General features: G+C 49.8%; 19 protein-coding genes and 2 pseudogenes. 6 read left to right on the top strand and 15 right to left on the bottom strand.

Features of this window, described 5'->3' with window-relative positions:
* Window positions 1-75 precede the first annotated feature (75 nt).
* Window positions 76-705: a thiopeptide-type bacteriocin biosynthesis protein gene (locus A0V43_RS17285; protein WP_236930864.1), complete on the bottom strand. Its 630-nt coding sequence runs from the start codon at window positions 703-705 to the stop codon at window positions 76-78.
* 223 nt (window positions 706-928) lie between these two features.
* Here A0V43_RS17285 and A0V43_RS20650 point away from each other — a divergent pair.
* Both A0V43_RS20650 and A0V43_RS21075 read left to right on the top strand, forming a co-directional pair.
* Window positions 929-1,108: pseudogene (locus tag A0V43_RS20650) on the top strand (IS1634 family transposase); the annotation flags it as partial.
* Between the two features lie 15 nt (window positions 1,109-1,123).
* A pseudogene (locus A0V43_RS21075) lies at window positions 1,124-1,302 on the top strand (IS1634 family transposase); the annotation flags it as partial.
* 75 nt (window positions 1,303-1,377) lie between these two features.
* Here the strand turns inward: A0V43_RS21075 and A0V43_RS17280 are convergent.
* The 8 genes from A0V43_RS17280 to gatC form a co-directional block, all read right to left on the bottom strand.
* Entirely contained in the window at window positions 1,378-3,663 is a 2,286-nt protein-coding gene (locus A0V43_RS17280) for a lantibiotic dehydratase family protein (protein ID WP_236930863.1), read from the bottom strand.
* 244 nt (window positions 3,664-3,907) lie between these two features.
* A complete protein-coding gene (locus A0V43_RS17275) occupies window positions 3,908-4,096 on the bottom strand; it encodes a hypothetical protein (RefSeq protein WP_063193645.1) in 189 nt (62 codons plus the stop codon).
* A 774-nt stretch (window positions 4,097-4,870) separates the two neighbouring features.
* Window positions 4,871-5,041, bottom strand: a complete 171-nt coding sequence (locus tag A0V43_RS19510; protein ID WP_008881441.1) for a gallidermin/nisin family lantibiotic — start codon at window positions 5,039-5,041, stop codon at window positions 4,871-4,873.
* Window positions 5,042-5,429: 388 nt separating this feature from the next.
* Complete coding sequence (locus A0V43_RS17270; RefSeq protein ID WP_063193644.1) at window positions 5,430-6,710, bottom strand: IS110 family RNA-guided transposase; 1,281 nt, start codon at window positions 6,708-6,710, stop codon at window positions 5,430-5,432.
* 763 nt (window positions 6,711-7,473) lie between these two features.
* Window positions 7,474-8,778, bottom strand: a complete 1,305-nt coding sequence (locus tag A0V43_RS17265) for a homocysteine synthase (protein WP_063193643.1) — start codon at window positions 8,776-8,778, stop codon at window positions 7,474-7,476.
* Between the two features lie 175 nt (window positions 8,779-8,953).
* Window positions 8,954-10,384: an Asp-tRNA(Asn)/Glu-tRNA(Gln) amidotransferase subunit GatB gene (gene gatB / locus A0V43_RS17260; protein WP_063193642.1), complete on the bottom strand. Its 1,431-nt coding sequence runs from the start codon at window positions 10,382-10,384 to the stop codon at window positions 8,954-8,956.
* 13 nt (window positions 10,385-10,397) lie between these two features.
* Window positions 10,398-11,855, bottom strand: coding sequence for an Asp-tRNA(Asn)/Glu-tRNA(Gln) amidotransferase subunit GatA (gene gatA / locus A0V43_RS17255; protein ID WP_063193641.1), 1,458 nt, complete (start codon window positions 11,853-11,855; stop codon window positions 10,398-10,400).
* A gap of 12 nt (window positions 11,856-11,867) precedes the next feature.
* Complete coding sequence (gene gatC, locus A0V43_RS17250; protein ID WP_013144149.1) at window positions 11,868-12,158, bottom strand: Asp-tRNA(Asn)/Glu-tRNA(Gln) amidotransferase subunit GatC; 291 nt, start codon at window positions 12,156-12,158, stop codon at window positions 11,868-11,870.
* Window positions 12,159-12,522: 364 nt separating this feature from the next.
* Here gatC and A0V43_RS17245 point away from each other — a divergent pair, with 364 nt between their 5' ends.
* The 4 genes from A0V43_RS17245 (at window position 12,523) to A0V43_RS17230 (ending at window position 16,089) form a co-directional block, all read left to right on the top strand.
* Window positions 12,523-13,098 carry a Uma2 family endonuclease gene (locus A0V43_RS17245; protein ID WP_013144148.1) on the top strand — a complete coding sequence of 192 codons (576 nt, stop codon included), beginning with the start codon at window positions 12,523-12,525 and terminating at the stop codon, window positions 13,096-13,098.
* A 184-nt stretch (window positions 13,099-13,282) separates the two neighbouring features.
* Window positions 13,283-13,705, top strand: a complete 423-nt coding sequence (locus tag A0V43_RS17240) for a hypothetical protein (RefSeq protein WP_041468163.1) — start codon at window positions 13,283-13,285, stop codon at window positions 13,703-13,705.
* A 29-nt stretch (window positions 13,706-13,734) separates the two neighbouring features.
* Window positions 13,735-14,511 carry a VOC family protein gene (locus A0V43_RS17235; RefSeq protein ID WP_013144146.1) on the top strand — a complete coding sequence of 259 codons (777 nt, stop codon included), beginning with the start codon at window positions 13,735-13,737 and terminating at the stop codon, window positions 14,509-14,511.
* A gap of 102 nt (window positions 14,512-14,613) precedes the next feature.
* Window positions 14,614-16,089 (top strand): flavin monoamine oxidase family protein, encoded by a 1,476-nt coding sequence (locus tag A0V43_RS17230; protein WP_128578057.1) that lies wholly within the window; start codon window positions 14,614-14,616, stop codon window positions 16,087-16,089.
* Between the two features lie 84 nt (window positions 16,090-16,173).
* Here the strand turns inward: A0V43_RS17230 and A0V43_RS17225 are convergent, their stop codons facing one another.
* The 6 genes from A0V43_RS17225 to A0V43_RS17200 form a co-directional block, all read right to left on the bottom strand.
* Window positions 16,174-16,734, bottom strand: a complete 561-nt coding sequence (locus A0V43_RS17225; protein ID WP_063193640.1) for an LOG family protein — start codon at window positions 16,732-16,734, stop codon at window positions 16,174-16,176.
* A gap of 174 nt (window positions 16,735-16,908) precedes the next feature.
* Window positions 16,909-18,132 carry a CamS family sex pheromone protein gene (locus tag A0V43_RS17220; RefSeq protein WP_063193639.1) on the bottom strand — a complete coding sequence of 408 codons (1,224 nt, stop codon included), beginning with the start codon at window positions 18,130-18,132 and terminating at the stop codon, window positions 16,909-16,911.
* The gene (gene ligA, locus A0V43_RS17215) at window positions 18,129-20,141 is read right to left on the bottom strand and encodes an NAD-dependent DNA ligase LigA (RefSeq protein ID WP_063193638.1); all 2,013 of its coding nucleotides are present in this window, start codon (window positions 20,139-20,141) and stop codon (window positions 18,129-18,131) included. The genes A0V43_RS17220 and ligA overlap by 4 nt, the downstream gene beginning before the upstream one ends.
* A gap of 20 nt (window positions 20,142-20,161) precedes the next feature.
* Window positions 20,162-22,336, bottom strand: coding sequence for a DNA helicase PcrA (gene pcrA / locus A0V43_RS17210; RefSeq protein ID WP_063193897.1), 2,175 nt, complete (start codon window positions 22,334-22,336; stop codon window positions 20,162-20,164).
* Window positions 22,337-22,364: 28 nt separating this feature from the next.
* A complete protein-coding gene (locus tag A0V43_RS17205) occupies window positions 22,365-23,084 on the bottom strand; it encodes a heptaprenylglyceryl phosphate synthase (protein WP_053414305.1) in 720 nt (239 codons plus the stop codon).
* A gap of 97 nt (window positions 23,085-23,181) precedes the next feature.
* Window positions 23,182-23,517 carry a YerC/YecD family TrpR-related protein gene (locus tag A0V43_RS17200; protein WP_011229782.1) on the bottom strand — a complete coding sequence of 112 codons (336 nt, stop codon included), beginning with the start codon at window positions 23,515-23,517 and terminating at the stop codon, window positions 23,182-23,184.
* Window positions 23,518-23,574: the final 57 nt, after the last annotated feature.

Genomic DNA, 23,574 nt, shown 5'->3' with positions numbered 1-23,574 from the left:
TTTGTTGAAAAAAGTCCAAGTCGTGGGTCCATTTATATATCGTCTCCCCAATGCTTGGACAAATGGATAACATCTTTAATTTTTTAACACTAATCCATGAGCTTTAATATACTTTAATGCATATAACGTATGGGCAACTAATGTACGGATTTTCTTTTCAAATTCTCGATCAATGCCGAATAGCCTGTTACAGTGTAAATGAATCACACTGTCTAAAATAGATAATTCAGAAGAAGCTTCGAGACCGTCCTGGATCTTGCTTGCATACTCTTTTATGCTTCTGTTTCTTTGGTTCAAAACGTTTAATAATAACATCCCCTCATCAGTGTCTCTTAACCCTTGCCAATCATTATCCGTATTACAAACTTTCATGTAAACAGATCGATTCTTTTGAAAATCTTCACGATAGTCTTGTTTGTTGACTTGCTGTTGCAAGAAATCCAATTGACTTTCATAATTTAGGCCGAACTGTTCCATATAATGAATGATGGAAACCATTCCGATCACTTCATCGCTAAATTGAATATGTTTCAAACGTTTTAACTTTAATATGTCCTCTACTACTATGCTATCGAAGAAAAATAAGTTTTCTGCAAGATCGATCAATTCTGTTCCACCATAACGCTCAATTTCTCTTTCATAGCAGTCGATGGAAAAACGACTCACCACTCTTTTGTCGATTAACGTTCGCAGCCATTGTTTCATATCCGGATAAATCTGCAGAAGTTTCTCTTCACTGGCATTCAGCCTTAATCTTATACCCGAGTTCGACAGTTTTGAGACCATTTTAGGCAAATGAAAATGGTTAAAATGCTGTAATATCAAGGATTTCACGATGTGGATCCTAGAAAAAAACGCTGAATTTCATAGGCACACGAATTGACAAATTAACCTTTTAAAATAGCCAAATATCGTTTATAATATAGGCATGTACATGCGGAAAGTAACACGCAAAAATAAAGATGGAACGACCGTGGCGTATCTCCGGCTTGCTCACAACGAATTGGATCCGAAGGTCAAATATGCGAAAACGAAGGTGATGGATTCGTTTGGGCGCGAAGACGAGGTGGATCGCGCTGTCTTGGAGCGTCTGGCCAAAAGCATTTCGTGATCCTTTCTCCTGACTCATGAATCGTGGCCGAAAGTAAGGGACGAATGCGAGCGTCTTATGCTTGGACATTTTTCTTCAAAAACGGAGACCTTGATCAACGAACCGAGCTGACGGCCAAACAAGCGCAACTCTTTGCGGCTCTAGGGCTGGAACCTCCTCCGAAGATCCTAGGCATCCATCCTCGCCCCTAGATACACGCCCGAAGTGTGCTCAAATGCCTCTCGTCCCTTTTGTATCAAGGGTCGAGAGGCATTTTGTTTGCCTAGTCACTGTCGAACTCGGGTTATATGTTGCTCCGGGTCGGCATACCGTATAAAGAAATACTTTTCAATTTCTCCTTTAGCCAATTTTTCGCGACAATATTCTGAAAGATAAAAGGCGATGAAATCATCCGCTCTAGAATGGACCCCGTACAATTTTAAATAAAGCCAATTTTCAAAAGGCAACTTGACTCTTATATCTGAAAAACTTGGGATATGATTTGATTTTTTCGCTTTGGCATACCATTGACGATTTTCTTGTTTTACTTTCACTAGCGGAATGACCAATTCACAAACATACTCTTTTTCGGCATCATCTTTAACTAAATGAAGATCAGCCTCTTCATAAGAACTTAGAATAATGTTTCCGTATCTATTGTTAAATTCGTGATGAAGAATTCTTAAACAATTTTCATCCTCTGTATTCAACAAAATCCGATTATCTGCAAAAGTCAAATAAACATATTTCGGCACATCGTAATCAGAACAAAATTTTTTAAAGCGTTTTTCAAATTCCGTAAAACTAATTTTGTCGTTTGTTTTAATAATCTTATTGATCACCCATTTTCGCGGTGCTATGACGAAATTTTTGTATTCAATTGCCGGTATGTAAGCATAGTCTTGAAAGATTGTATCCCAAGGGAAATTACACCAAATTTTTTTGCCATCTAAGCTTATATCATACAAAAAACGAATCGCATTCGGGGCATTTTGGGTATTCAACATATTATTCATAGTAATAATCAACTTTTTATTTAGTGTTTTGCTTTTGGCATAAAACATATCGTTCTCTATGCCGATCAAAATATCATTTAAGCTCAATCGATGATATTCATCTTTGCTGTTGTTAGTAAACAACGCAAGTTCGTATTCGCTGTTATGAATATTTCTTGTCACATTGGCATGTCTCGTTTCATTTGGCAAATAAACAAGCTCACAAGTTACATACTCGCCACTATCATTATTCAAGTTCAACATTTCTTTATTTAACGTTTCGAAGAGTTTCTCTTCCCCTTCCATCATATAAGAAAACCTTCCAAAACTTTTCCCCGCATGGGTCGATCCTAAATTAGGACCAATATAGTATTTGAAATGATTGTGCTCAAGATCTTGTTCCGAGTCACATTTTATAATGACGTTAATGTCTAATGAATCCGGGATGCTTTGGTAATCATAATCATCTAGACCCAATTCTTTTATCTCGTCTTCTGTTATTGTTATACTTTTTTTGTCTTTAACCGCCTCGATATATTTATGAAGAAAATATTCTCTTAACTGCTCATCAATCAATTGATGGGGTACACCTACAGCGAGTCTTGCGTTTTTCAGGTTTGTATAATCCATAGGTGCTCCTATACCAAGATCATTATCAAGCATTTCTAGTAAAGGAACTTCTCTGTCCACCCCATATTTTTCGATAAATTCTTGCTTGTACCTCGAAAGTGGAGAATCTGTTTGTTGATAGGTCATCGAAAAAGGTAGAAGTATGTGCATTAGTTCATTTACATCTTTTATCACTTGCTTGTTCAGTTTCTTTTCTTGTAAGTTTAACTTCATATCAACTTGTAACACATTTTTGGTATCGGCTAACTTTTTCATTTTTTTATGTAACTCTTTATATATTTGCTCCCCTTCTCCTAACGGAGTCATGGTATATGTGCGAATCTTTTGTTGAATATCAATTAATTCGTTACTCCACTCTTCTATATGGCTTTCTTTCAATCGCTTTATCAGATAATCAAGCTGATCCATTACTGTTAATGGTGGGCGGAGATTGGAAATTAAAAATTCGTTTTCTATTAGTTGCTTGAGAAAACGTTCAATTTTTTCCTCACTCGTATTTGGAAATTGTTTTATTAATTCTTTTTTTAATGTTTGGTAATGGATCAAGTGACGAGCTAATTCACACGTGATTTTAAAAGGAAGGGTGACTCTGACGCTGATTTCATTGACTCGCTTGTCATCGTCTTTTCGTGTCGAATGTAGTAAATATGCCCGTTCTCCTTTTAAAAATATACTGTCATTCACCGTGAACCATAATTGCTCATATTGTTCTTGTTCCAATTTCTTTACAATCTTCATCAGCCATTCTAAATCTGGCCTAGCAAATTTCTTATATTTATTCGTTCCATATCTTATTGATGTATTTTCATCCGTGTATTCACCAAAGTCTACTCCTGCAAAAAGACCAAATGGCGTTGGTCTCGTGCTAATTCTTATCAAATACTTATAAATGGCTTTGATAAAATAATCGTATTTTTTTATTTCCTTGCCGTTGCAAAAATCAATCATTTTATTATATAAACTTTTACTCGCTACTATATAGATGCAACGAAAAAGTTTAACATATCCTTGATGGAAAAGTCACTTGTCCATTTTTCGACTGTCGAAGGCAAGCCACAGGCTTGCCTCCGTCACGCCAAGGCGTGACGGAAGACCGAACAACCACCCGCTTCACAGACCCATACATGGGTCTGAAAGCGGCGTTGTTCGGTCGCCCGACAGTCGATCAAATGCTCGGTAAAAGCTACAAATGTTAAAGCTTCAAATTGCATCTATATAAGATACTCTCTCTAAATACAGGGTTATGACAAATTTCCAACAGACGCTCTTTCATTTCTCCCTCAGTCAATTTTTGATCAAAAAATCTTAAATAGTTGTCTACTGATAAAACCGGTGTTCGAATCATAAACGTATCGATGTTTTTAAAGACAAGATCGTTCATAATAAAGCCTCCTACTCAATCATTCACCATCTCCATAAGTTAAAAGGGATTCTATACGGAACTATACATACATTCCATACTAAAGCATGCTGACACCTTCTGCCTCGTACGAAGCAGAAAGCTGGCGGCCCAATCTTGCGTTGCTTTCGAAACGACATTTGGTTTTTGCAGGGTGTTTCAAAAATTGTTGTGATACTTCATGTTTGAGCAGTTTGCCCTTCCTTCAAACTTATCGACTTTGTTTTTGAAACAACAGACTGAGGAATAATGACACCTGTCTGTGGGTTCACAACATTCTGATGGGGTAGGGCCGCAAATCAGTCGTGCCTAACGCAACTACATGTAGCAAACGTTATCACTCCAATCCCTTTTATCGCCCAGTTTTTTCTTTCATAAAATAATCCGGTCTGTTTCATTCTGAGCGGGCGATATGTATATGCAAGTCAAAAGATATTAGCATTGCTTGTTTTTTATGCTTGATGTCATCAAAAACATCGGGTGGCCCTATCATGTCTGTCTCACCCGAGATATAATGAGTCATGGACCATTCCAAGATGATCTAAGGAAAAATCAAGAATGGACAAGGGCTTCTTATCCTCTTTATTTCTGCCCTTGTCCTTACTAATCCTTCTCCTCCTTGACGATTGTCGATCAAGGGTGAATGTAAGTGCCAAATTCCCTTTTTCTTTTTTGTCGGAAGTTAGCCTATGATCGACCTTGTTAGCGTGATTTAACGCTCACATGGTTCAATGAATGTGTGATCAATCGAAACCATTAGCATCGAATGCAAGAGTTACAAGATACACAAGAATTTTGCGTGAGACACATTAACACACCTGTGATACAACCTGGCGTACAAAGAGATTTACTCGTCACGTTCGGTTGTACCACGTCGTCCTGTTTTTTCACCACAATGTCCAAATCAAAATCATCAAACTTCGCCATTCTCCCTCTAGAAATGTTGATGTATCAAGGCTTTTCGGCCCCTCAGGGGTGTCCAAAAAATATTTTTCGACAAAATCCCTTACATCCTTTTTCAGTTTTGTGGATATCTTACAGACCTAGGGTGCGCTTCGCGGCCACGGCTGGACATATTTTCCTGCCGTGGGAGGAAGCGTATTCGATGCACCCTTTGGATCTCCGCGTCGCTGATGAGGACGAACCCTCCCATGTCTCCGGGCGTCTTCGCGCCAACATTCCCTCGTTCGGTCTCGTCATCAGGCGGAGGCCGGCCAAGCTCCTTTGGGGACTCAAGGTCGAATGGATACAATCACGCCAGCTTCTCCGGTGTCATCCTGTTGTCCAACGATTCTTCCGTTCGCAGGGGGAGGCCTTAGGCCGCCCGTTGCACCTGGGACAAGACGTCCTGTTTCATTCGCTCCGCGTCAAAGGCTTGTTTCTTCGTACAAATCGCAAACAGCACATTCAACAGCTTCCGGCACAAGGCGACGATGGACTGCTTTCCGGTCAGCGGATTGACGGGGCGGGTCGTATAATACTCATGCAGCTCGCGAAACGCCTCGTTATGCCGAATCAGCGGAATCATCGCCCGAAACAGCACCGATCGCAGCCGTTTCCGTCCCCGTTTGGAGATGTGCTTTTGCCCTTTGCGCTGGCCGGAGGAATTCTCTTTGAGCGTCAGGCCCGCCAACTTCACCAATTGACGCGGGTCCCGATAGTGGGCGAAGCTGCCGATCTCCGCCAGCAGATCGATGATCGTGGCGTCTCCCAACCCGTCGACCGTTTTCAGCCATTGATACTCCATCGTCGTTTGAACCAATGCCTTCAACTCGGCGTCCAGTGTGGCGATCTCAGCCTCCAATTGGCGGTATCGGCGGACGAGCGCGGCGATCTCAAACCGGGCCATCGTCGCCCCTTCCGTCACCCCAATCGAGTCCTTCGCGGTGTTGATCAACGCCTGAATTTTGGCCTTCTGCGGGCATTTCATCCCTTCGCTTTGCCGGTACACCTCAAGAAGTTCCTCCACCGTCCGGCCGGCCATATCAGCCGGAAGCGGCGTCCACTCCAGCACCGAAAGCGCCGTTTTCCCCAGGTCGCGAAACACCGTCCAAAACTCTGGAAAATATCGGTCGGTCCAGCGGACGATCGCGTTTTTCACCGCCGTCTGTTCCTTGCGGAGCTTCTCTTTGAGCGTGCTCCCGACGCGCAAATCGGCTTCGATCTCGTGCAGCAGCCGGGGGACGAGGAATCGTCCGTCTTTCGCCAGTCTGGCGATGACTAGGGCGTCTTTGGCGTCATGTTTCGTCGGCAGGTTGTCATCGAGTTCTTTCGACCGGCACACATGCGCCGGGTTGACCATGACCAACGGGATCCCGTGCTCCTCGAGGAAGTAGGCCAGGTTCAACCAGTAGTGCCCGGTCGGCTCCACCGCGACGATCACCTCTGACTTCCCGAACGCTTGCATCGCCTCCTGAATCGCTTCATACAGCTGGCGAAATCCCTCTTTCGACTGGAAGATCGGGAACGATTTGCGAAGCACACGCCCCCGGTCATCCACGAAGCAGGCGTAGTGGGTTCGTTTCGCGATATCGATGCCCACGACAAGCGTTTGTTCGGTGACTTGATCAATTTTATAGTTTTGTGTACAATTCATCTGAAGTCCTCCTTGGTATGGTGAGTGATGTGTTTGACACCCCTGCATCATACCAAGAGGGCTTTTTTTGATCAAGTCCCCGGAAAAGCTCCTAACGGGAATGCTCCTTTTTATTGTTGATATTTATCATTAACTACTTGATGAAAGATGTACAAAACGATTATGGATTCCTGCCTTTTTCATCAAATAGTTAATGCCAAAACAAAAAACCTTTTTTCGACATTTAGCATAAATGGAAATTCTAATATTTTTCTAATGTATTTGTATATATTTTTTATAATGTTCTTAAATTTATTGTGTATACGAGACTATCTCAAAAGGTTATTGACAAAATACACAACATCTTCTACATGACGACTTGCTTGTTCAAGATCAGGATGGTGCAGTTGACGTAACGAGGAAGACCGCTACACGAAAGCGCTCCGCATTCTTTTCAAATACAGGGCACTATTCGGTTCGCTCAATCACTTCCATTTGATTATTCAATGAATATTAGATCTGCACTTCGTACAGTTGCACGTTTAAAATGAGCACACCCCTCACGAATTTCTACACCACAAGTGTGTCAATGATCTATCCTCTTTCCATATAAAAAAGGCATCTTTCTTTTGATGGCAGTCGCTATCCGACTAGAATGAGCTCAATTCTTCTTTGGGAGTAAAAAAGCAGGGCTGATCCAAAACGCGCGTGCGTTTTAGTTCAGCCCTCACTTCTCAATCCCTAAATTTCATGGTAGTGTTGTATACGCATCTGTTGATGCCCACTACTTCACCGCCACGGTTTGGCTTTGGCGAATGGCTTGGCGCAAGTCGTCCAAAATATCGTCGATCGCTTCTGTGCCGACGGACAGACGCACAAGGCCTGGGGTGACGCCGGCGGACAGCTGTTCTTCCGGGGTCAGCTGCTCGTGCGTCGTGCTGGCTGGGTGGATGATGAGCGATTTCGAATCACCGATGTTGGCCAAATGGGAGAACAGCTTGACCGAGTCGATCAGTTTTTTGCCAGCTTCGACGCCGCCTTTGATTTCAAACGTGACGATCGCGCCCTGCCCATTCGGCAAATACTTTTTCGCCAGTTCATGCGACGGATGGCTCGGAAGCCCTGGGTAGTTGACCGATTCGACGGCTTCTTCCTCTTCTAAAAACTTGGCGACGGCAAGGGCGTTTTCGCTATGGCGCTGCATCCGCAAATGGAGCGTCTCCAGCCCTTGCAAAAGCAAAAACGCGTTAAACGGCGACAACGCCGCTCCTAAGTCGCGCAAGAGCTGAATGCGTGCTTTCGTGATGTACGCCGCTTCGCCGACGGCGTCCACATACACCAACCCGTGGTAGCTCGGGTCTGGCTCGGTGAACTCCGGAAACTTGCCGCTCCCTTTCCAGTCGAACTTGCCGCTGTCCACAATCACACCGCCGATCGAATTGCCGTGCCCGCCAATGAACTTTGTCGCTGAGTGGACGACGATATCGGCGCCGAATTCAATCGGCCGCAATAAGTATGGGCTGGCCACCGTGTTGTCGACAATGAGCGGAATGGCATGGCGATGGGCGATGTCGGCCACCGCTTCGATGTCGAGCACATCGTTTTTCGGGTTGCCGATCGTTTCGGCAAACAAGGCTTTCGTTTTGTCGGTGATCGCCCGCTCAAAGTTTTCCGGATCGGACGGATCGACAAACTTCACCGTAATGCCGAACTTGCGCAGCGTATGGGCGAACAAGTTGTACGTGCCGCCGTAAATGGACGACGACGACACGATTTCATCGCCCGCCGAGGCGATGTTGATGATCGAATAAAACACCGCCGCCTGCCCCGATGACAGCGCGAGCGCCCCAATGCCGCCTTCAAGCGCCGCGATCCGTTTTTCCAAGACATCGTTTGTCGGGTTCATAATGCGCGTGTAAATAAACCCTTCCTCTTTCAAGCCAAACAAATTGGCCGCATGCTCGCTGTCGCGGAATACATACGAGCTTGTTTGGTAAATCGGCACCGCCCGCGCGCCCGTTTCCGCATCCGGTTTTTGCCCGGCGTGGATGGCGAGCGTCTCCGGGCGGAAGGTTTGTTCATGGCTCATCGTTTCCTCTCCCCTCTTTGACCCTTCGAGATTTCATATCCTACTAAATCAATTGGTTTTTTCTTATAAAAAATCTATCATTCGATCACAACGTTTGTCAATTGTATTTTTTTAATAGTGCAAAAATTTTTATTGAAAACAGAGCCTGCCGGTGGGCAGGCCTCCTATTGTTTCATTATCGTTTTCCAATTTCCTCTACTAACAGCTTATTGACAAGCGGCGGATTCGCTTGTCCTTTCGTCGCTTTCATCACTTGGCCGACAAGGAAGCCGAGCGCGCGGTCTTTGCCGTTTTTATAGTCTTCGACCGACTGCGGGTTGGCGTCAAGCACTTCGAGCACGATTTTGCGCAGCGCTCCCTCGTCGGAAATTTGCACGAGCCCTTTTTCTTTGACGATTTTCTCCGGGTCGCCGCCTTTTTCAACAAGCTCTTTGAACACTTTTTTCGCGATTTTCGACGAAATCGTGCCGTTTTGGATGAGTTTGATCATGCCTGCTAGGCTTTCCGGCGTCAAGGCGATGTCATGCAGCTCTTTTTGTTCGGCGTTTAAGTACCCGGACACTTCGACCATGAGCCAGTTCGACGCCAGTTTCGGATCGGCGCCGTTTGCGACCGTTGCTTCGAAGAAATCCGCCATTTCTTTGGTCAGCGTCAGCACTTTGGCGTCGTATTCCGGCAGGCCCCATTCTTCGACATACCGCTTCCGGCGGGCGTCCGGCAGCTCCGGAATCGAGGCGCGGACGCGCTCTTTCCATTCGTCGTCAATATAAAGCATGACCAAGTCCGGCTCCGGGAAGTAGCGATAGTCTTCCGAGCCTTCTTTGACGCGCATGAGGACGGTCGTTTTCGTCGCTTCGTCAAAGCGCCGCGTTTCTTGGCGGATGACGCCGCCGGAGAGCAAAATTTTCTCCTGCCGCTTCGCTTCGTACTCGAGCCCCATGCGGACGAAGTTAAACGAGTTTAAGTTTTTCAACTCCGTTTTCGTGCCGAATTGGTCCGATCCGATCGGCCGGAGCGAAATGTTGGCGTCGCAGCGGAGCGATCCTTCTTCCATTTTGCAGTCGGAGACGCCTGTGTATTGGATGATCGCCTTTAATTTTTCCAAGTAGGCGTACGCCTCTTCCGGCGAGCGGATGTCTGGTTCCGAGACGATCTCGATGAGCGGCGTCCCTTGGCGGTTAAAATCAACGAGCGAATAGCCGTCGCCCGTATGTGTCAGCTTGCCGGCGTCTTCTTCCAAGTGAATGCGGGTGATGCCGATTTTTTTCTTTTTCCCATTCACTTCAATTTCAATCCAGCCATTTTTGCCGAGCGGCTGATCGTATTGCGAAATTTGGTACGCTTTCGGGTTGTCCGGATAAAAGTAGTTTTTGCGGTCGAATTTCGTCTCGGTCGCGATTTCGCAGTTTAACGCCATCGCCGCTTTCATCGCAAACTCGACCGCCTGCCGGTTCAACACCGGCAGCACGCCTGGATACCCTAAGTCGATGACGTTCGTTTGCGTGTTCGGGGGCGCGCCGAACGCGTTCGGGCTGCTGGAGAAAATTTTCGATTTCGTTTTCAGCTCGACGTGCACCTCAAGTCCGATGACCGTTTCAAAGTTCATCACCTAACCCCCCTTACAACACCGGTTTTTGCTTATGGTAGTCGGTCGCTTGTTCAAAAGCGTGGGCGACGCGGTAGACAGTGCTTTCATCAAAGTGCTTGCCGATGATTTGCAAGCCGACCGGCAAGCCATCGACAAAGCCGCACGGCACGGAAATCGCCGGCACGCCTGCCAAGTTGACTGGAATCGTTAAAATGTCGTTCATATACATCGTCAGCGGATCGTTCGTTTTCTCACCGATTTTAAACGCCGGTGTCGGTGTCGTCGGGCCGATGATGACGTCATATTGTTCAAAGACGTTCTCAAAATCTCGTTTGATCAATGTCCGCACTTTTTGCGCTTTTTTGTAATACGCATCGTAATAGCCCGAGCTTAACGCGAACGTCCCGAGCATAATGCGGCGCTTGACCTCGTTGCCGAACCCTTCGCTCCGTGTGAGTTTATACATATCGATCAAGTTTTTGGCGTTGTCCGTCCGATAGCCGTAGCGGACGCCGTCAAAGCGAGCAAGATTCGCCGAAGCTTCCGATGAAGCGAGCAAATAGTACGTCGCGAGCGCATATTTCGAATGCGGCAGCGACACTTCTTCCCACGCCGCACCAAGCTTCTCAAGCACGGCAAGCGCCGCAAGCACCGACTGACGCACACCTTCATCGACGCCCTCCCCTAAATATTCGTTCGGCACGGCGATTTTCAATCCTTTGATGTCCCCGGTCAACGCCTCCACATAGTTTGGCACCGGAACATTTGCCGATGTCGAATCCATCGGATCGACACCCGCTATCGCCTGCAATAAGTAGGCGTTGTCTTCGACCGTGCGCGTAATCGGGCCGATTTGGTCAAGCGACGAGGCAAACGCGACGAGGCCAAAGCGCGAGACGCGGCCGTACGTCGGCTTCAAGCCAACAACCCCGCAAAACGCCGCCGGCTGGCGGATCGAACCGCCCGTATCAGAACCTAAAGCAAACGGCACTTCGCCGGCCGCCACCGCCGCCGCCGAACCACCGCTCGAGCCGCCCGGAACGCGCTCTACGTCCCATGGGTTGCGCGTCAGCTGAAACCCGGAGTTTTCCGTCGACGAGCCCATGGCGAACTCGTCCATGTTCAACTTCCCAATCGTGATCGCCCCTGCGGCATGCAGCCGCTCCATGACAGTAGCGTCGTAAATCGGGTCAAAGTTGTATAGAATTTTGCTGGCGCATGTCGTGCGCAATCCTTTTGTGACGATGTTGTCTTTAATGCCGATCGGCAAGCCGAACAGCGGGTTCGTTTCTTCACCTTTGGCGAGCCGGTCATCGAGCTCCTTCGCTTTCGCCCGCGCCTGTTCTTCATTTAATGTTAAAAACGCTTGCACTTTTTCTTCCACTTCGCCGATGCGACGGTACGATTCGTCGACGAGATCGGAAACGGACACTTCTTTTTTCTGCAGCAACGTATGTAATTCTGACACGGAATGGTCAAAAAGCGACATAAATCCCCCTCCTTACTCTAAAATGGCCGGCACACGGAACTGGCCGTCTTGCTGATCCGGCGCGTTTTTCAACACTTCTTCGCGCGGCAGCCCCGGTTCTGGAATATCCTCGCGCATCACGTTTCTCATATCAAGCACGTGCGAAGTCGGCGGAACGTTCTCCGTATCCAATTCATTCAACTGCTCGGCAAATGTAATGATCGCATCGAGCTGTTTCGCAAACATCTCCGCCTCTTCATCCGTAATCGCCAATCGCGCTAGGTCGGCGACGTGTTTGACTTGGTCAATCGAAATTCGCGACATAGTTTCACCTCCAACGAGTTCGACCTATCACAATACCATGATGATACCAAACTTTCATCGAATGAAGCAACAGTTGCCGCATGTTCTGGACGAGAATCAATCTACATATTCGCGATGCAAATAAATACAACGTTCATAACACCTCCTAATAGCGAAGGCAGGCGTGAAACCGGGAGGATTTAATTTTGATGTAGGAATATTTCGTTTTCCTGAACAGCGCACAATAGGACGTCACTCGCATGAGTAAACGGTTGATGGGAGAAAAAGGACGCGCTCCTAATTTAGACACAGGAAGGAATCGCTCGTGACGCCTTTTTTTATTCAAAGAAATACGATAAAATGAAAGCACAAGGAGGGAAATTGCATGTCGCTGCCAAATCAAAATCATCCATGGACATATGCAGATTACGTAAACTTCCCTGAGGAAAAACGATATGAGGGAATTGACGGCGTCCTATTTATGACTCCTTCACCTACACCAAGACATCAACGGATCGTGACAGCTTTGTCAGCACAGTTTTTCGACTTTCTACAACATTCCTCGTGTGAAGTATTTGTCGCACCGATCGATGTATGTTTATTCGCAACAAAAGATACTCCTCTTCATGACATTAAAGATTGGTATATTCCCGATTTCATTGTTGTTTGTGACAAACAAAAAATTGGTGATGAGCGAATTTATGGAGCGCCTGATCTTATCGTAGAAGTTCTTTCTCCATCTACCGCCAAACACGACCGCATTACGAAATTTCACAACTACGAACAAGCTGGTGTCAGAGAATACTGGATTGTCGATCCGGTTCATGAGACCGTCGAAAAATATGCCTTGCAAGATCAAAAGTTTCACCAAGCGGGAGTGCACTATAAAGATGAAACGATTTGCCCTCATATTTTTCCAAAGCTCTTCATCTCATTGCCAAAAGTATTTGCTTCCATGTGAACATCTCATATTTTGGATGCTGCTGACAAAAATCGGGAGGATTGTTGGGCATCGATATGGAATAAACCGTTGACAAACAAGGAATGGGAAGGAGTTTGTCCGCCATGGATGTTCAAATTTTCTTGATTGACAACCCCGAACATATGTACTATAATGGCCATAACAGACGAAAAAAGGGGGAATCATGACGATGAGTGACGCTTTGCTCGCCCAAGTGCTTGATCGCCTGAACGCCATGGACAGCACACTGCAAAAGCTCGTAGAAGGCCAAGAGCGGCTCGAGCGTGAACAAATCGCCATTCGTCAAGAACAAGATTCGCTTCGCGCTGGGCAAACGGAATTGAACGGCATCGTGGCTGCTCTCCTCCACCGCCAAGACGAAACAGACGCCAAACTGGAAGCTCTCGCTGCTGACGTCCACCAGCTTCACCGGGAATTTTCCTCATTGAAACAAACGGTGGACCGCCTCGAACAAAAAATGGATTCCCGTTACGAACAATTGTCCGCCCAAATCGAAGACATCAAGCTCGATTTGAATTTTATCGCCCACCGCACCGTCGATAACGAACGCATCATCTACAAGCTCAAAGAAATGCTGTTCCGCTGATCGATTCCATCTAGGAGGAGGCCGCCGCCATGCATGTCGTGTTTGACCATCTCGTCCATCTGGTCGAACGACCGGAGCAAGCGAAAACGGCGTTTGAACAATGGGGGTTTACAGCCATCCATGGCGGCCGCCATCCGTCATGGGGAACGTACAACGCCTTATGCTACTTCGAGCATTTGCGCTACATTGAGTGGATCGGCATTGCTGATAGACAGACGGCGAGAACGTGCGGAAATCCGCTCATCGCCCAGCTTGTCGCCGACCGCCAAGAAGGAAACGGCTTTTCCCAATTTGCCTTCCGCACGAATAACATCGAAGCGGTGGCGGCACATCTCAAACGAAACGGGTTTACCCCAATCGGTCCGCTCCCCGGCAGCCGCGAGCGCGATGACGGCAAGCGGCTGACATGGTCGATGCTGTTTATCGAAGACGACACAGACGGTGCATTTCGCTATCCGTTTTTCATCCAATGGGGCGACGGCGATGACGTGCGGATGAACGAGCTGGCGCCGCTCATGAGACACCCGATTGGCTCTGTTTCGCTGTCATCAATTAGCATCTACACCCTCGATCTCCAGCGGGCGGCCAACGGCTATCGCCGGCTGTTTGACTTGCCCGAACCCGATGTGGGGCGCGATGAGGCGGGAGCGTATGCGAAGCTCGCTGTCGGCGGCATTGCGATTCGGTTCTATGAGGCTGACCGACGTCATCCATCAACGCGCCCGTTTTCGTGCCGGCTTGTGGGGGTGCAGGAACAGCGCTCCATCGAAATCGATGGCGCGACGTATATCGTTTCCAGGCCGTGACGGGCATTCCTATTCTCACATACTCCCCTTTGCCGCGGAATAAGATGGAATAACCGCACCTTCATCCTCGCGCGGTGAAAACGGCAAAGGGGGAGTCCAACCGTGTCCCACCCGTATGTTTCTCCAAAACTTTCGATGGAAACGATGATCTCGATCATTCGAAACGGCTTAAAGAAAACCGCGGCGCCTCGACACATCGTCATCATCGGCGCCGGAATGGCCGGACTTGTCGCAGCGTCATTGCTGAAGCAAGCCGGCCATCGCATCACGATTCTTGAAGCATCCGAGCGGGTCGGCGGCCGAATCTACACGCTCCGCTCCAACTTTCGCGATGACCAGTATCTCGAAGCCGGCGCCATGCGCATCCCGCACACCCACCAATTGACATTGGAATATATCAAAAAATTCAACTTGCCGCTTTACCCGTTTATCAACAGCACTCCGCGCGACATTCTGTATTTTCGCGGCGTGAAAGCGCGTCTTGGCGAATATGAGCAGCATCCCGGCCTCTTTGGCTTTCCGGTCGCCCCGCACGAACGGGGCAAAACCGCTTCCGAGTTATTGCAGATGGCCATTCGCCCGGTCGTTCAATTCATTGAGCAAAATCCGGAACAACATTGGCCGATCGTCATCGAACAACTCGACCGCTACTCGCTTGACTCGTATTTGCGTTACAACCCGTTCGGCCTGTCGTTGTCCGTCGGCGCCATCGATATGATCAAAGCCGTTCTTTCGCTCGGAGGATTGCCAGAACTGTCGTTTCTGGAAATGTTGCGTGAATTGATGGTGCTGTTTACGCCGAACATCCGTTTTTACGAAATCGTCGGCGGAAACGACCGGCTTCCAAAAGCCTTTTTGCCGCAGCTGAAGGACGAGATTTTCTTTAGCCATAAAGTGCAAAAAATCGTCCAGCGCGAAAACGGCGTCACCATCCACGCCACGCACACCAAAATTCTTCAACCGTTTCAAGTCACCGCCGATCGAGCAATCGTCACCATCCCATTTTCGATTTTGCAGTTTGTCGACATCGAACCCCGCCATTCATTTTCCGAAAACAAATGGAAAGCCATTCGTGAACTTCACTATGCCGGTTCGACGAAAACGGGCATCCAGTTTAAAACGCGGTTTTGGGAAAAAGAAGGCATGTTTGGGGGCAGAGCGGTTTCCGATCTGCCGATTACGTATACACAATATCCAAGCCAAGGCATTGGCACCACGGGGCCAGGTGTCGTATTGGCGAGCTATACGTGGGAAGATGACACCATTCCTTGGGACAGCTTGGGCGATGAAGAGCGACTGGAATATACGCTGAAAAATTTAGCGATCCTCCATGGAGAGCAAGTGTACCGTGAATTTGAAACCGGAACGAGCCATAGCTGGGTTCGCTATCCGTACTCCGGCGGCGCCTTCACGATGATGAAGCCGAATCAAGTGACGGAGCTGTCGCCGTATATCGCCGCTCCCGAAGGGAGGGTGCATTTTGCCGGGGAACACGCTTCCACCCACCACGGATGGATTCAAGGCGCCATTGAATCCGGCATTCGCGTCGCCCATGAAGTGAACAATGCACAGGCTTGACGAACCACTGGCAACCCGCACCATCGTTTGGATTGGCCATGAAAGATCAAATGCACCGTCATGATCGCATAAAAAGACCTCCCGTCATCGCTGTCTACGATGATGACGGAACAGGCTCATCCGCTCATACAGCGTCAGAACGTCTTCGGCGCTGACGATCAGCTTGAGGTCTTCCGGCGCGGCAAATCCGTTTTCGACTGTATGCCGAAGCAAGTCAAGGAGCGGGTCGAAAAACCTATCCACATTGAGCAGGCCGATCGGTTTTTGGTGGAGGCCGACGCGCGACCACGAGAGCACTTCAAACAGCTCCTCGTACGTTCCATAACCCCCTGGCATGGCGATAAACCCGTCGGCCGCCTCGTACATTTTCGCTTTGCGGGTGTGCATTGTATCGACGACCAACAGTTCGCTCAACCGATTATGCGCCACTTCCCGGTCCTTCAAAAATTGCGGAATGATCCCAACCACGCGCCCTTGATGACGGAGCGCCGCCTCAGCAACCTCTCCCATCAAGCCCCGTGTCCCTCCGCCGTAAATGAGCGTAATGCCGCTTCGGGCTAAAAACGTTCCGAGCTCTTTCGCCGCTTCCTTGTATTTTACGCTTTGTCCATAACTTGATCCGCAAAACACACAGATGGCTTTCATGATCGCGACACACCTTTACTCGCATCTAGGTCTTCATTATTTTATCAGTCTGTCCCCATCCGGCAAATCACACCGACAGGCTGCCACCGAATCCGTTTACACCAGCCTTTTCGAACCGCAACGTCGCAAAAACCGCATCCCCTCTGGCTCGTCCAGAGAGGATGCGGCACGTTGTCATTGATAAATATGCACAAACGGCTCGTCTGCTTTCGCCTGGCGCACGATGAGGCTTTCCGGCTGGCCGGCCGAGGCGATGTAGACGTTGACGGTGATGTAGTCCGGGAATTTTTCCATCACCAAGCCGGTCACGTATTGGGTAAAGCCGATCACTTCCGCTTTGCCGTAAAACGGCATCGTAATGTTGATCGTTAACTTCTGAAGCTGGTCGTTGACGTACAACCCTCTGCCGACGATGCCGGTGTAGTTCGGGAAAAAGTCTTCAACATCTGATTTAAAATTGTTGAATTTGAGCCAGTCATCACGATGGTTCTCTTCCGCCTCATCGGACGGGAATACATAATATTCCTCGTTTACCGCCTCCCAATCATCGATGGTGCTGCTTCCTTCATCGACATGGGCGACGGCGAAAAAGTGGCCTGGAACAACAGATGAACGGGGCGCTTGTTTGTATAAAGCGATCGTAATCGGCACACTGCCAAGCCCTTTCATGCTCCGCAGCCGCTTCAGCACCTCGGCGGCGATCCGCTTTCCTTCCCGTTCGATGACATCGTCTTTGATTTTGACCTCACGCGGATAGCCTTGCTCGGTCGAATAATAGTGGACGGAGTTTAACGCCAGGCCGATAGCGATGCCGCCGAGCTTCACTTTGTCGTTGTCGATCTTCACCAAATAATCATGTTCCAAAATGCTCGCCAAATAAATCGGGCTCTGTTTGTTTTTTTGTTCGTTTGTTCCCGTGTCGCCAATCGGTGGGTTTAAGCCGATGTTGTCTTCCGGCTTCATTTTCTCTTCCTTCAGCTGGCGAGTCGTCTTCTTGCGAGCGAGCCATTTTCCCACCGTCTCGCTGTCTAAATATTGCCCCTCTTGGAACAAGTACTCATCCGACGGAAACTGCTCAGTGGCCAAGCGCATAAGCCCCGTCTCAAATTCGTCGACATCAAGGCGCGTATTTAAATCATTGACGACCTCCCCACGGGCCCCGGACGGTTTGAACGGAAGGATGACGCGGTAATACGAGTCGGCAATGTTGTATTTCGGGATGACGGCTTCTTGCTGTTTGCTGCCTTTGTCTTGCACGACTTCCTCACCTTTGTCAAACTTCGGCGCACACGCAGACAACAAACAAATCGAAGCGAGGCCGACAGCGGCCAACCGCTTTCGGGTCCGATTCGTCCAACGGCAGGCAACCAAACTGCGAAGTGGTGAGATTCGTTTCATCGTTTCCCCCTGTTGATCTCTTGCAAAAATCGTGATTCGTCCCAAATCTCAATGCCAAGCTGCTGGGCTTTCTCCAGCTTCGATCCGGCGTCCTCACCGGCGATGACGATGTCGGTGCTGCGGCTGACGCTGCCGGTGATGCGCCCGCCGAGCCGTTCAATCTCTTCCTTTGCCTCATTGCGCGACATCGACGCGAGTTTGCCGGTCAAGACGACCGTTTTGCCGGCGAAGGCGGAGTCAGCAGGCGCTTCAGCCGCCCGCTTCGGCCCTTTGTATGCCATGTTGACGCCGTAAAGCCGCAGCTCATGGAGTAGCTCGGCCGCTTCTGGCTGGGAAAAGAAGGCGATGATCGAGTCCGCCATTTTCTCGCCAATTTCCGGCACGGCCATCAATTCCTCTTTCGTCGCTTTTTCCAGCCGCTCCATCGTTTCAAAATGCTCAGCCAAAAGTTGGGCCGCCTTCGCTCCAACATAGCGGATGCCAAGGCCGAACAGCAGCCGTTCGAGCGAGTTTTGCTTCGATGCCTCAATCGCTGCAAGCAAGTTGGTTGCTGACTTTTCGCCCATCCGTTCCAAACCGATGAGCTGTTCTTTCGTCAGCCGGTACAAATCGGCGACATCGTGGACGAGGCCAGCGTTAAACAGTTGGGTGACGACTTTTTCGCCCAACCCTTCAATGTTCATCGCTGCTCTTGAGGCAAAATGGATAAGCCGTTCGCGCAGCTGGGCCGGGCATTTCGGGTTTAAGCAACGGAGCGCCACTTCTCCATCCAGGCGGACGAGCTCGCTTTCGCATTCCGGACAATGCGTCGGCATGACAAACGGCGTTTCATCCCCGTCGCGCCGGTCGACGACGACGCCGACCACTTCCGGGATGATGTCGCCCGCTTTTTTAATGATGACCGCATCGCCGATGCGAATGTCTTTTTCCCGTATAAAATCTTCATTATGAAGAGTGGCGCGCTGCACGGTCGTGCCAGCGACGCGGACCGGCTCAAGAATCGCGGTCGGCGTGACGACGCCCGTGCGGCCGACGTTCACCTCAATGCCGATGAGCGTCGTCACCACTTCCTCGGCTGGGAATTTGTAGGCGATCGCCCAGCGCGGGCTTTTTGCCGTCGTACCAAGCTCCCGCTGTTGGGCGAACGAGTCGACTTTAATGACGATGCCGTCGATTTCGTACGGCAGCTGCGGCCGTTTTTCGTGCCACTCGTTGACGAAGGCGATCACCTCATCGATGTTGGCGCAGCGCCGCCGCTCGGGATTCACTTTAAACCCAAGCGCCTGTAAGTAGTCGAGCGCCTCGCTGTGCGACTCAATGCCAAGCTCTTCGGCATTGGCCAAACCATAAACGAACAAATCGAGCTGGCGCGACGCCGCCACTTTCGGGTCGAGCTGGCGGAGCGAGCCGGCCGCCGCGTTGCGCGGGTTGGCAAACAGCTCCTCGCCGCGGGCTTTTCGCTCCTCATTCAAGCGCAAAAACGACGCTTTCGGCATAAACGCTTCGCCGCGCGCCTCAAGCGACACCGGTTCTTTCAGGCGGAGAGGCAGCGAGCGGATCGTTTTCAAATTTTCTGTAATGTCCTCGCCTGTCGTTCCGTCGCCGCGCGTCGCTCCTTGCACGAAATAGCCGTCTTCATAGCGGACCGAGACGGCGAGGCCGTCGATTTTCAACTCGCATACGTACGCTGCTTCGCCGACTTCCTGGCGGATGCGGCGGTCAAAATCGCGCAAGTCGCCTTCGCCAAACGCGTTCGCGAGACTCATCATGGGAACAACATGCGTCACTTTGCGAAACGCCTCAAGCGGCGGGCCGCCGATGCGCTGGGTCGGCGAGTCGCTCGTTTTCAATTCCGGATACTGTTCCTCAATGGCGATGAGCTCTTGCATGAGCCGGTCATACTCGGCATCTGGAACGGACGGGCGGTCAAGCACATAATATTCGTACCCGTAGCGGTTCAACAGTTCACGCAGCTCGGCCGCGCGCCGTTCGGCTTGTTGGCGGTCCATACGTTCACCCGTTCTCCTTTCTATACTTTCTCAATCGGCGCAAATTTGGCAAGCAGCCGTTTAATGCCGATCGGGCTCGGGAAGGCGATGTCGAGTTCTTGGTCGTCACCTTCGCCACGGACACTGACAACCGTACCGATTCCCCATTTCCGATGGTTCGCCCGGTCGCCGACTTTCCACACCCCGATGGCGCCGCCTGCCTGCAAGCGAGCGGACGCTGAACGGGAAACAGACGGTTTCCCGCGCGAGACTGTCTCCAGCAAATGCGCGGGAATCTCATCTAAAAAGCGCGACGGCCGGTTCATTTGGATGTTGCCAAACAGCGTCCGCATTTGCGCGTTCGTCAATACGAGCTCTTCCTCGGCCCGAGTGATGCCGACATACGCCAGCCGCCGCTCTTCTTCCATTTCATCCTCATTCTCCAGTGAACGAAGATGCGGAAAAATGCCTTCTTCCATGCCAATCAAAAACACGACCGGAAACTCAAGCCCTTTGGCGGCGTGCAGCGTCATGAAGACGACGGCATCGCCCTCGGCCGCCTGATCTGTCCCATTCAGCTCGTCCAAATCAGAAATGAGCGCCAAGTCGGTTAAAAAGGCGATGAGCGATTTATCGTCGCTCACATTTTCAAAATGCTTTGTCACCGACAAAAACTCGTCCAAGTTCTCAAGCCGGCTTTGCGCTTCAATCGTCCGTTCCGCCTTGAGCATCTCGCGGTAGCCCGATTGGTCGAGCACTTCCTCCACAAGTTCCGTCACCGGAACGTATTCTTGCAGCTGCGTCCATTGCTCAAGCTGTCTGCGAAACGCGGCGAGCGCCCCGGCCGTCTTCGTGCTGAAGCCGATCATCTCCAGCTCGCCGAGCGCTTCAAACAAGGACAGCTCATGCTCGGCCGCATAGCGGACCAATTTGTCGATCGTAGAGGCGCCGATGCCGCGCTTTGGCACGTTGATGATGCGAAGCAAGCTCAAATCGTCATCGGGGTTGGCGATGACGCGCAAGTAAGCGAGAATGTCTTTAATTTCTTTCCGGTCATAGAACTTTAAGCCGCCGACGATTTGGTACGGAATGTTCGCTTTTAAAAACATTTCCTCGATGACGCGCGACTGGGCGTTCGTCCGATAAAGCACGGCAAAATCGCGGTAGCGGCGCTCCCCGCTCTCAACCGCCTCTTGAATGCGGCGGGCGACAAATTGCGCTTCGTCCACTTCGTTCATCGCTTCATAATAGACGATCGGCTTCCCTTCCGGGTTTTCCGTCCACAACCGCTTTGGCTTTCGATTGACGTTATGCGCAATGACTTCATTTGCCGCCTGCAGAATGCGTTTCGTCGAGCGGTAGTTTTGTTCAAGCAAAATGACTTTCGCGTTCGTGTAGTCGCGCTCAAACGATAAAATGTTGCGAATGTCCGCCCCGCGCCACCGGTAAATCGACTGGTCGGCATCGCCGACGGCGCAAATATTTTGGAACCGCTCTGCGAGCTTTTTCACCAGCGTATATTGAGCGCGGTTCGTATCCTGGTACTCATCGATATGGATGTACTGGAACTTATACTGGTAATATTGAAGCACATCCGGCACGCGGTCAAACAAGTGGATCGTCGTCATGATCAAATCGTCGAAATCGAGCGAATGATTGCGGAGAAGGCGCTGTTGATACTCTTGATACACGTCGCCGACGATCTTTTCGTAGTACGTCGATGCCCGCTTCGCGAATTGCTCGGGCGTGAGCAAATCGTTTTTCGCCCCGCTGATCGTCGCTAAAATCGTCCGCGGCTCAAATTTTTTTGGATCGATATTTTTGTCTTTCAAAATCGCTTTGATGACCGAAAGCTGATCCGTCGGGTCAAGGATGGAAAAATTGCGATTGATGCCGATGCGGTCAATGTCGCGGCGCAGCATGCGGACGCACATCGAATGGAACGTCGAAATCCACACGTCTTCCGCCGCCCCGCCTAAGAGCGCCTGCACCCGCTCCTTCATTTCACGCGCCGCTTTGTTCGTAAACGTAATGGCTAAAATATTCCACGGCGCCACCTGTTTTTCCGCCATCAAATAGGCGATCCGGTGCGTCAGCACGCGCGTTTTTCCGCTGCCCGCTCCCGCCATGATGAGCAATGGGCCTTCTGTCGTTTTAACGGCTTCTTGCTGCTCTTTGTTTAAATGCGCAAGCAGCTTTTCCGATAAAAAATTCATCATGTCCACCACCAATAAACCATATGTTCTATTTTCCATCATCGCCGCTGCGTTGACCAGCCATCTGCTTCACCGCCGCCACCGTCGCCAACGCCTGTTCGAACGCGTCGTAAATCGCGTTGCCGACGACCACCGTATCGGCATAACGCGCCATATGCTCCGCCTGCTCAGGCGTTGTGATCCCTCCACCATAAAACAGCTGCGTCTGATCAAGCACTTGTTTCACTTTTTCCACTAAAGACGGATCGCCATAGACGCCGCTATACTCAAGGTAAAAAATCGGCAACCTGTACAAATGTGCGGCGAGGCGGGCGTACGCCACGACATCATCATCGGTGAGCGCCGCGTCGGCCTCGGCTAGCTCCGCCGCTTTGCAGGCTGGATTTAAAATGCAGTAACCTTCAGCGAAAATCTCATCCCAGTTCATGACATCGCCGTATTGTTTCACCGCCTCATGATGACGGCCGATGATCCACTCCGCCTGCCGGCTGTTTAACACGATCGGAACCAAATATACGTCAAATCCCGGCGTCAGCGCTTCGACGTCGGTGACTTCGAGCGCGCATGGCACCGAAAAACGGCGGATGCGAGCCAATAAATCCAGCACGTTGTCGATGGTCACCCCGTCGGTTCCGCCGACGATGACGGCATCCGTTCCCGACTCGCAAAGGCGCTCAAGGCGCTCGTCATCAATCGGTTTATTCGGGTCGAGTTTAAACACATGGCGCCAAGCGCGAATCTCCTCCATAGCGGCAACCCTCCACTCCGTCTCCATTGTTCCATTATAACAAATCCGCAAAAAGAAAAGGAGTTCCTTTGCAAATGGAAGGAATCTCCTTGCCGCGTCAGTCTGTGACCGCTTCGTTGGCTTCTTTCTCTTCTTGCTGTTGCTCCTCTTTAATGCGATCGAGCGCCATGGCGTAAGCATCATTGCCGTAGTTGAGGCAGCGCTTGACGCGCGAAATCGTCGCCGTGCTCGCTCCGGTTTCCGTTTCGATTTTGTGATACGTATATCCTTCGCGCAGCATGCGGGCGACCTCAAGCCGCTGGGCGAGCGCCTGGATTTCATTCACGGTGCATAAATCATCAAAAAAACGGTAACATTCTTCTAAATCGCGCAGCGATAAAATCGCTTTAAACAGTTGATCCAACTCTCTGCCGCGCAGTTTGTCAATTTGCATAGCTGCTTCCTCCTTGCGTTTTGGCGGGAAAAATGTTGTAGCCAACCAATCTGCGAA

This window comes from Geobacillus sp. JS12 (genome assembly GCF_001592395.1).
GTDB lineage: Bacteria > Bacillota > Bacilli > Bacillales > Anoxybacillaceae > Geobacillus > Geobacillus zalihae.
Note: the sequence above shows the minus strand (reverse complement) of the source record. Positions and strands in the feature narration are given on the sequence as shown.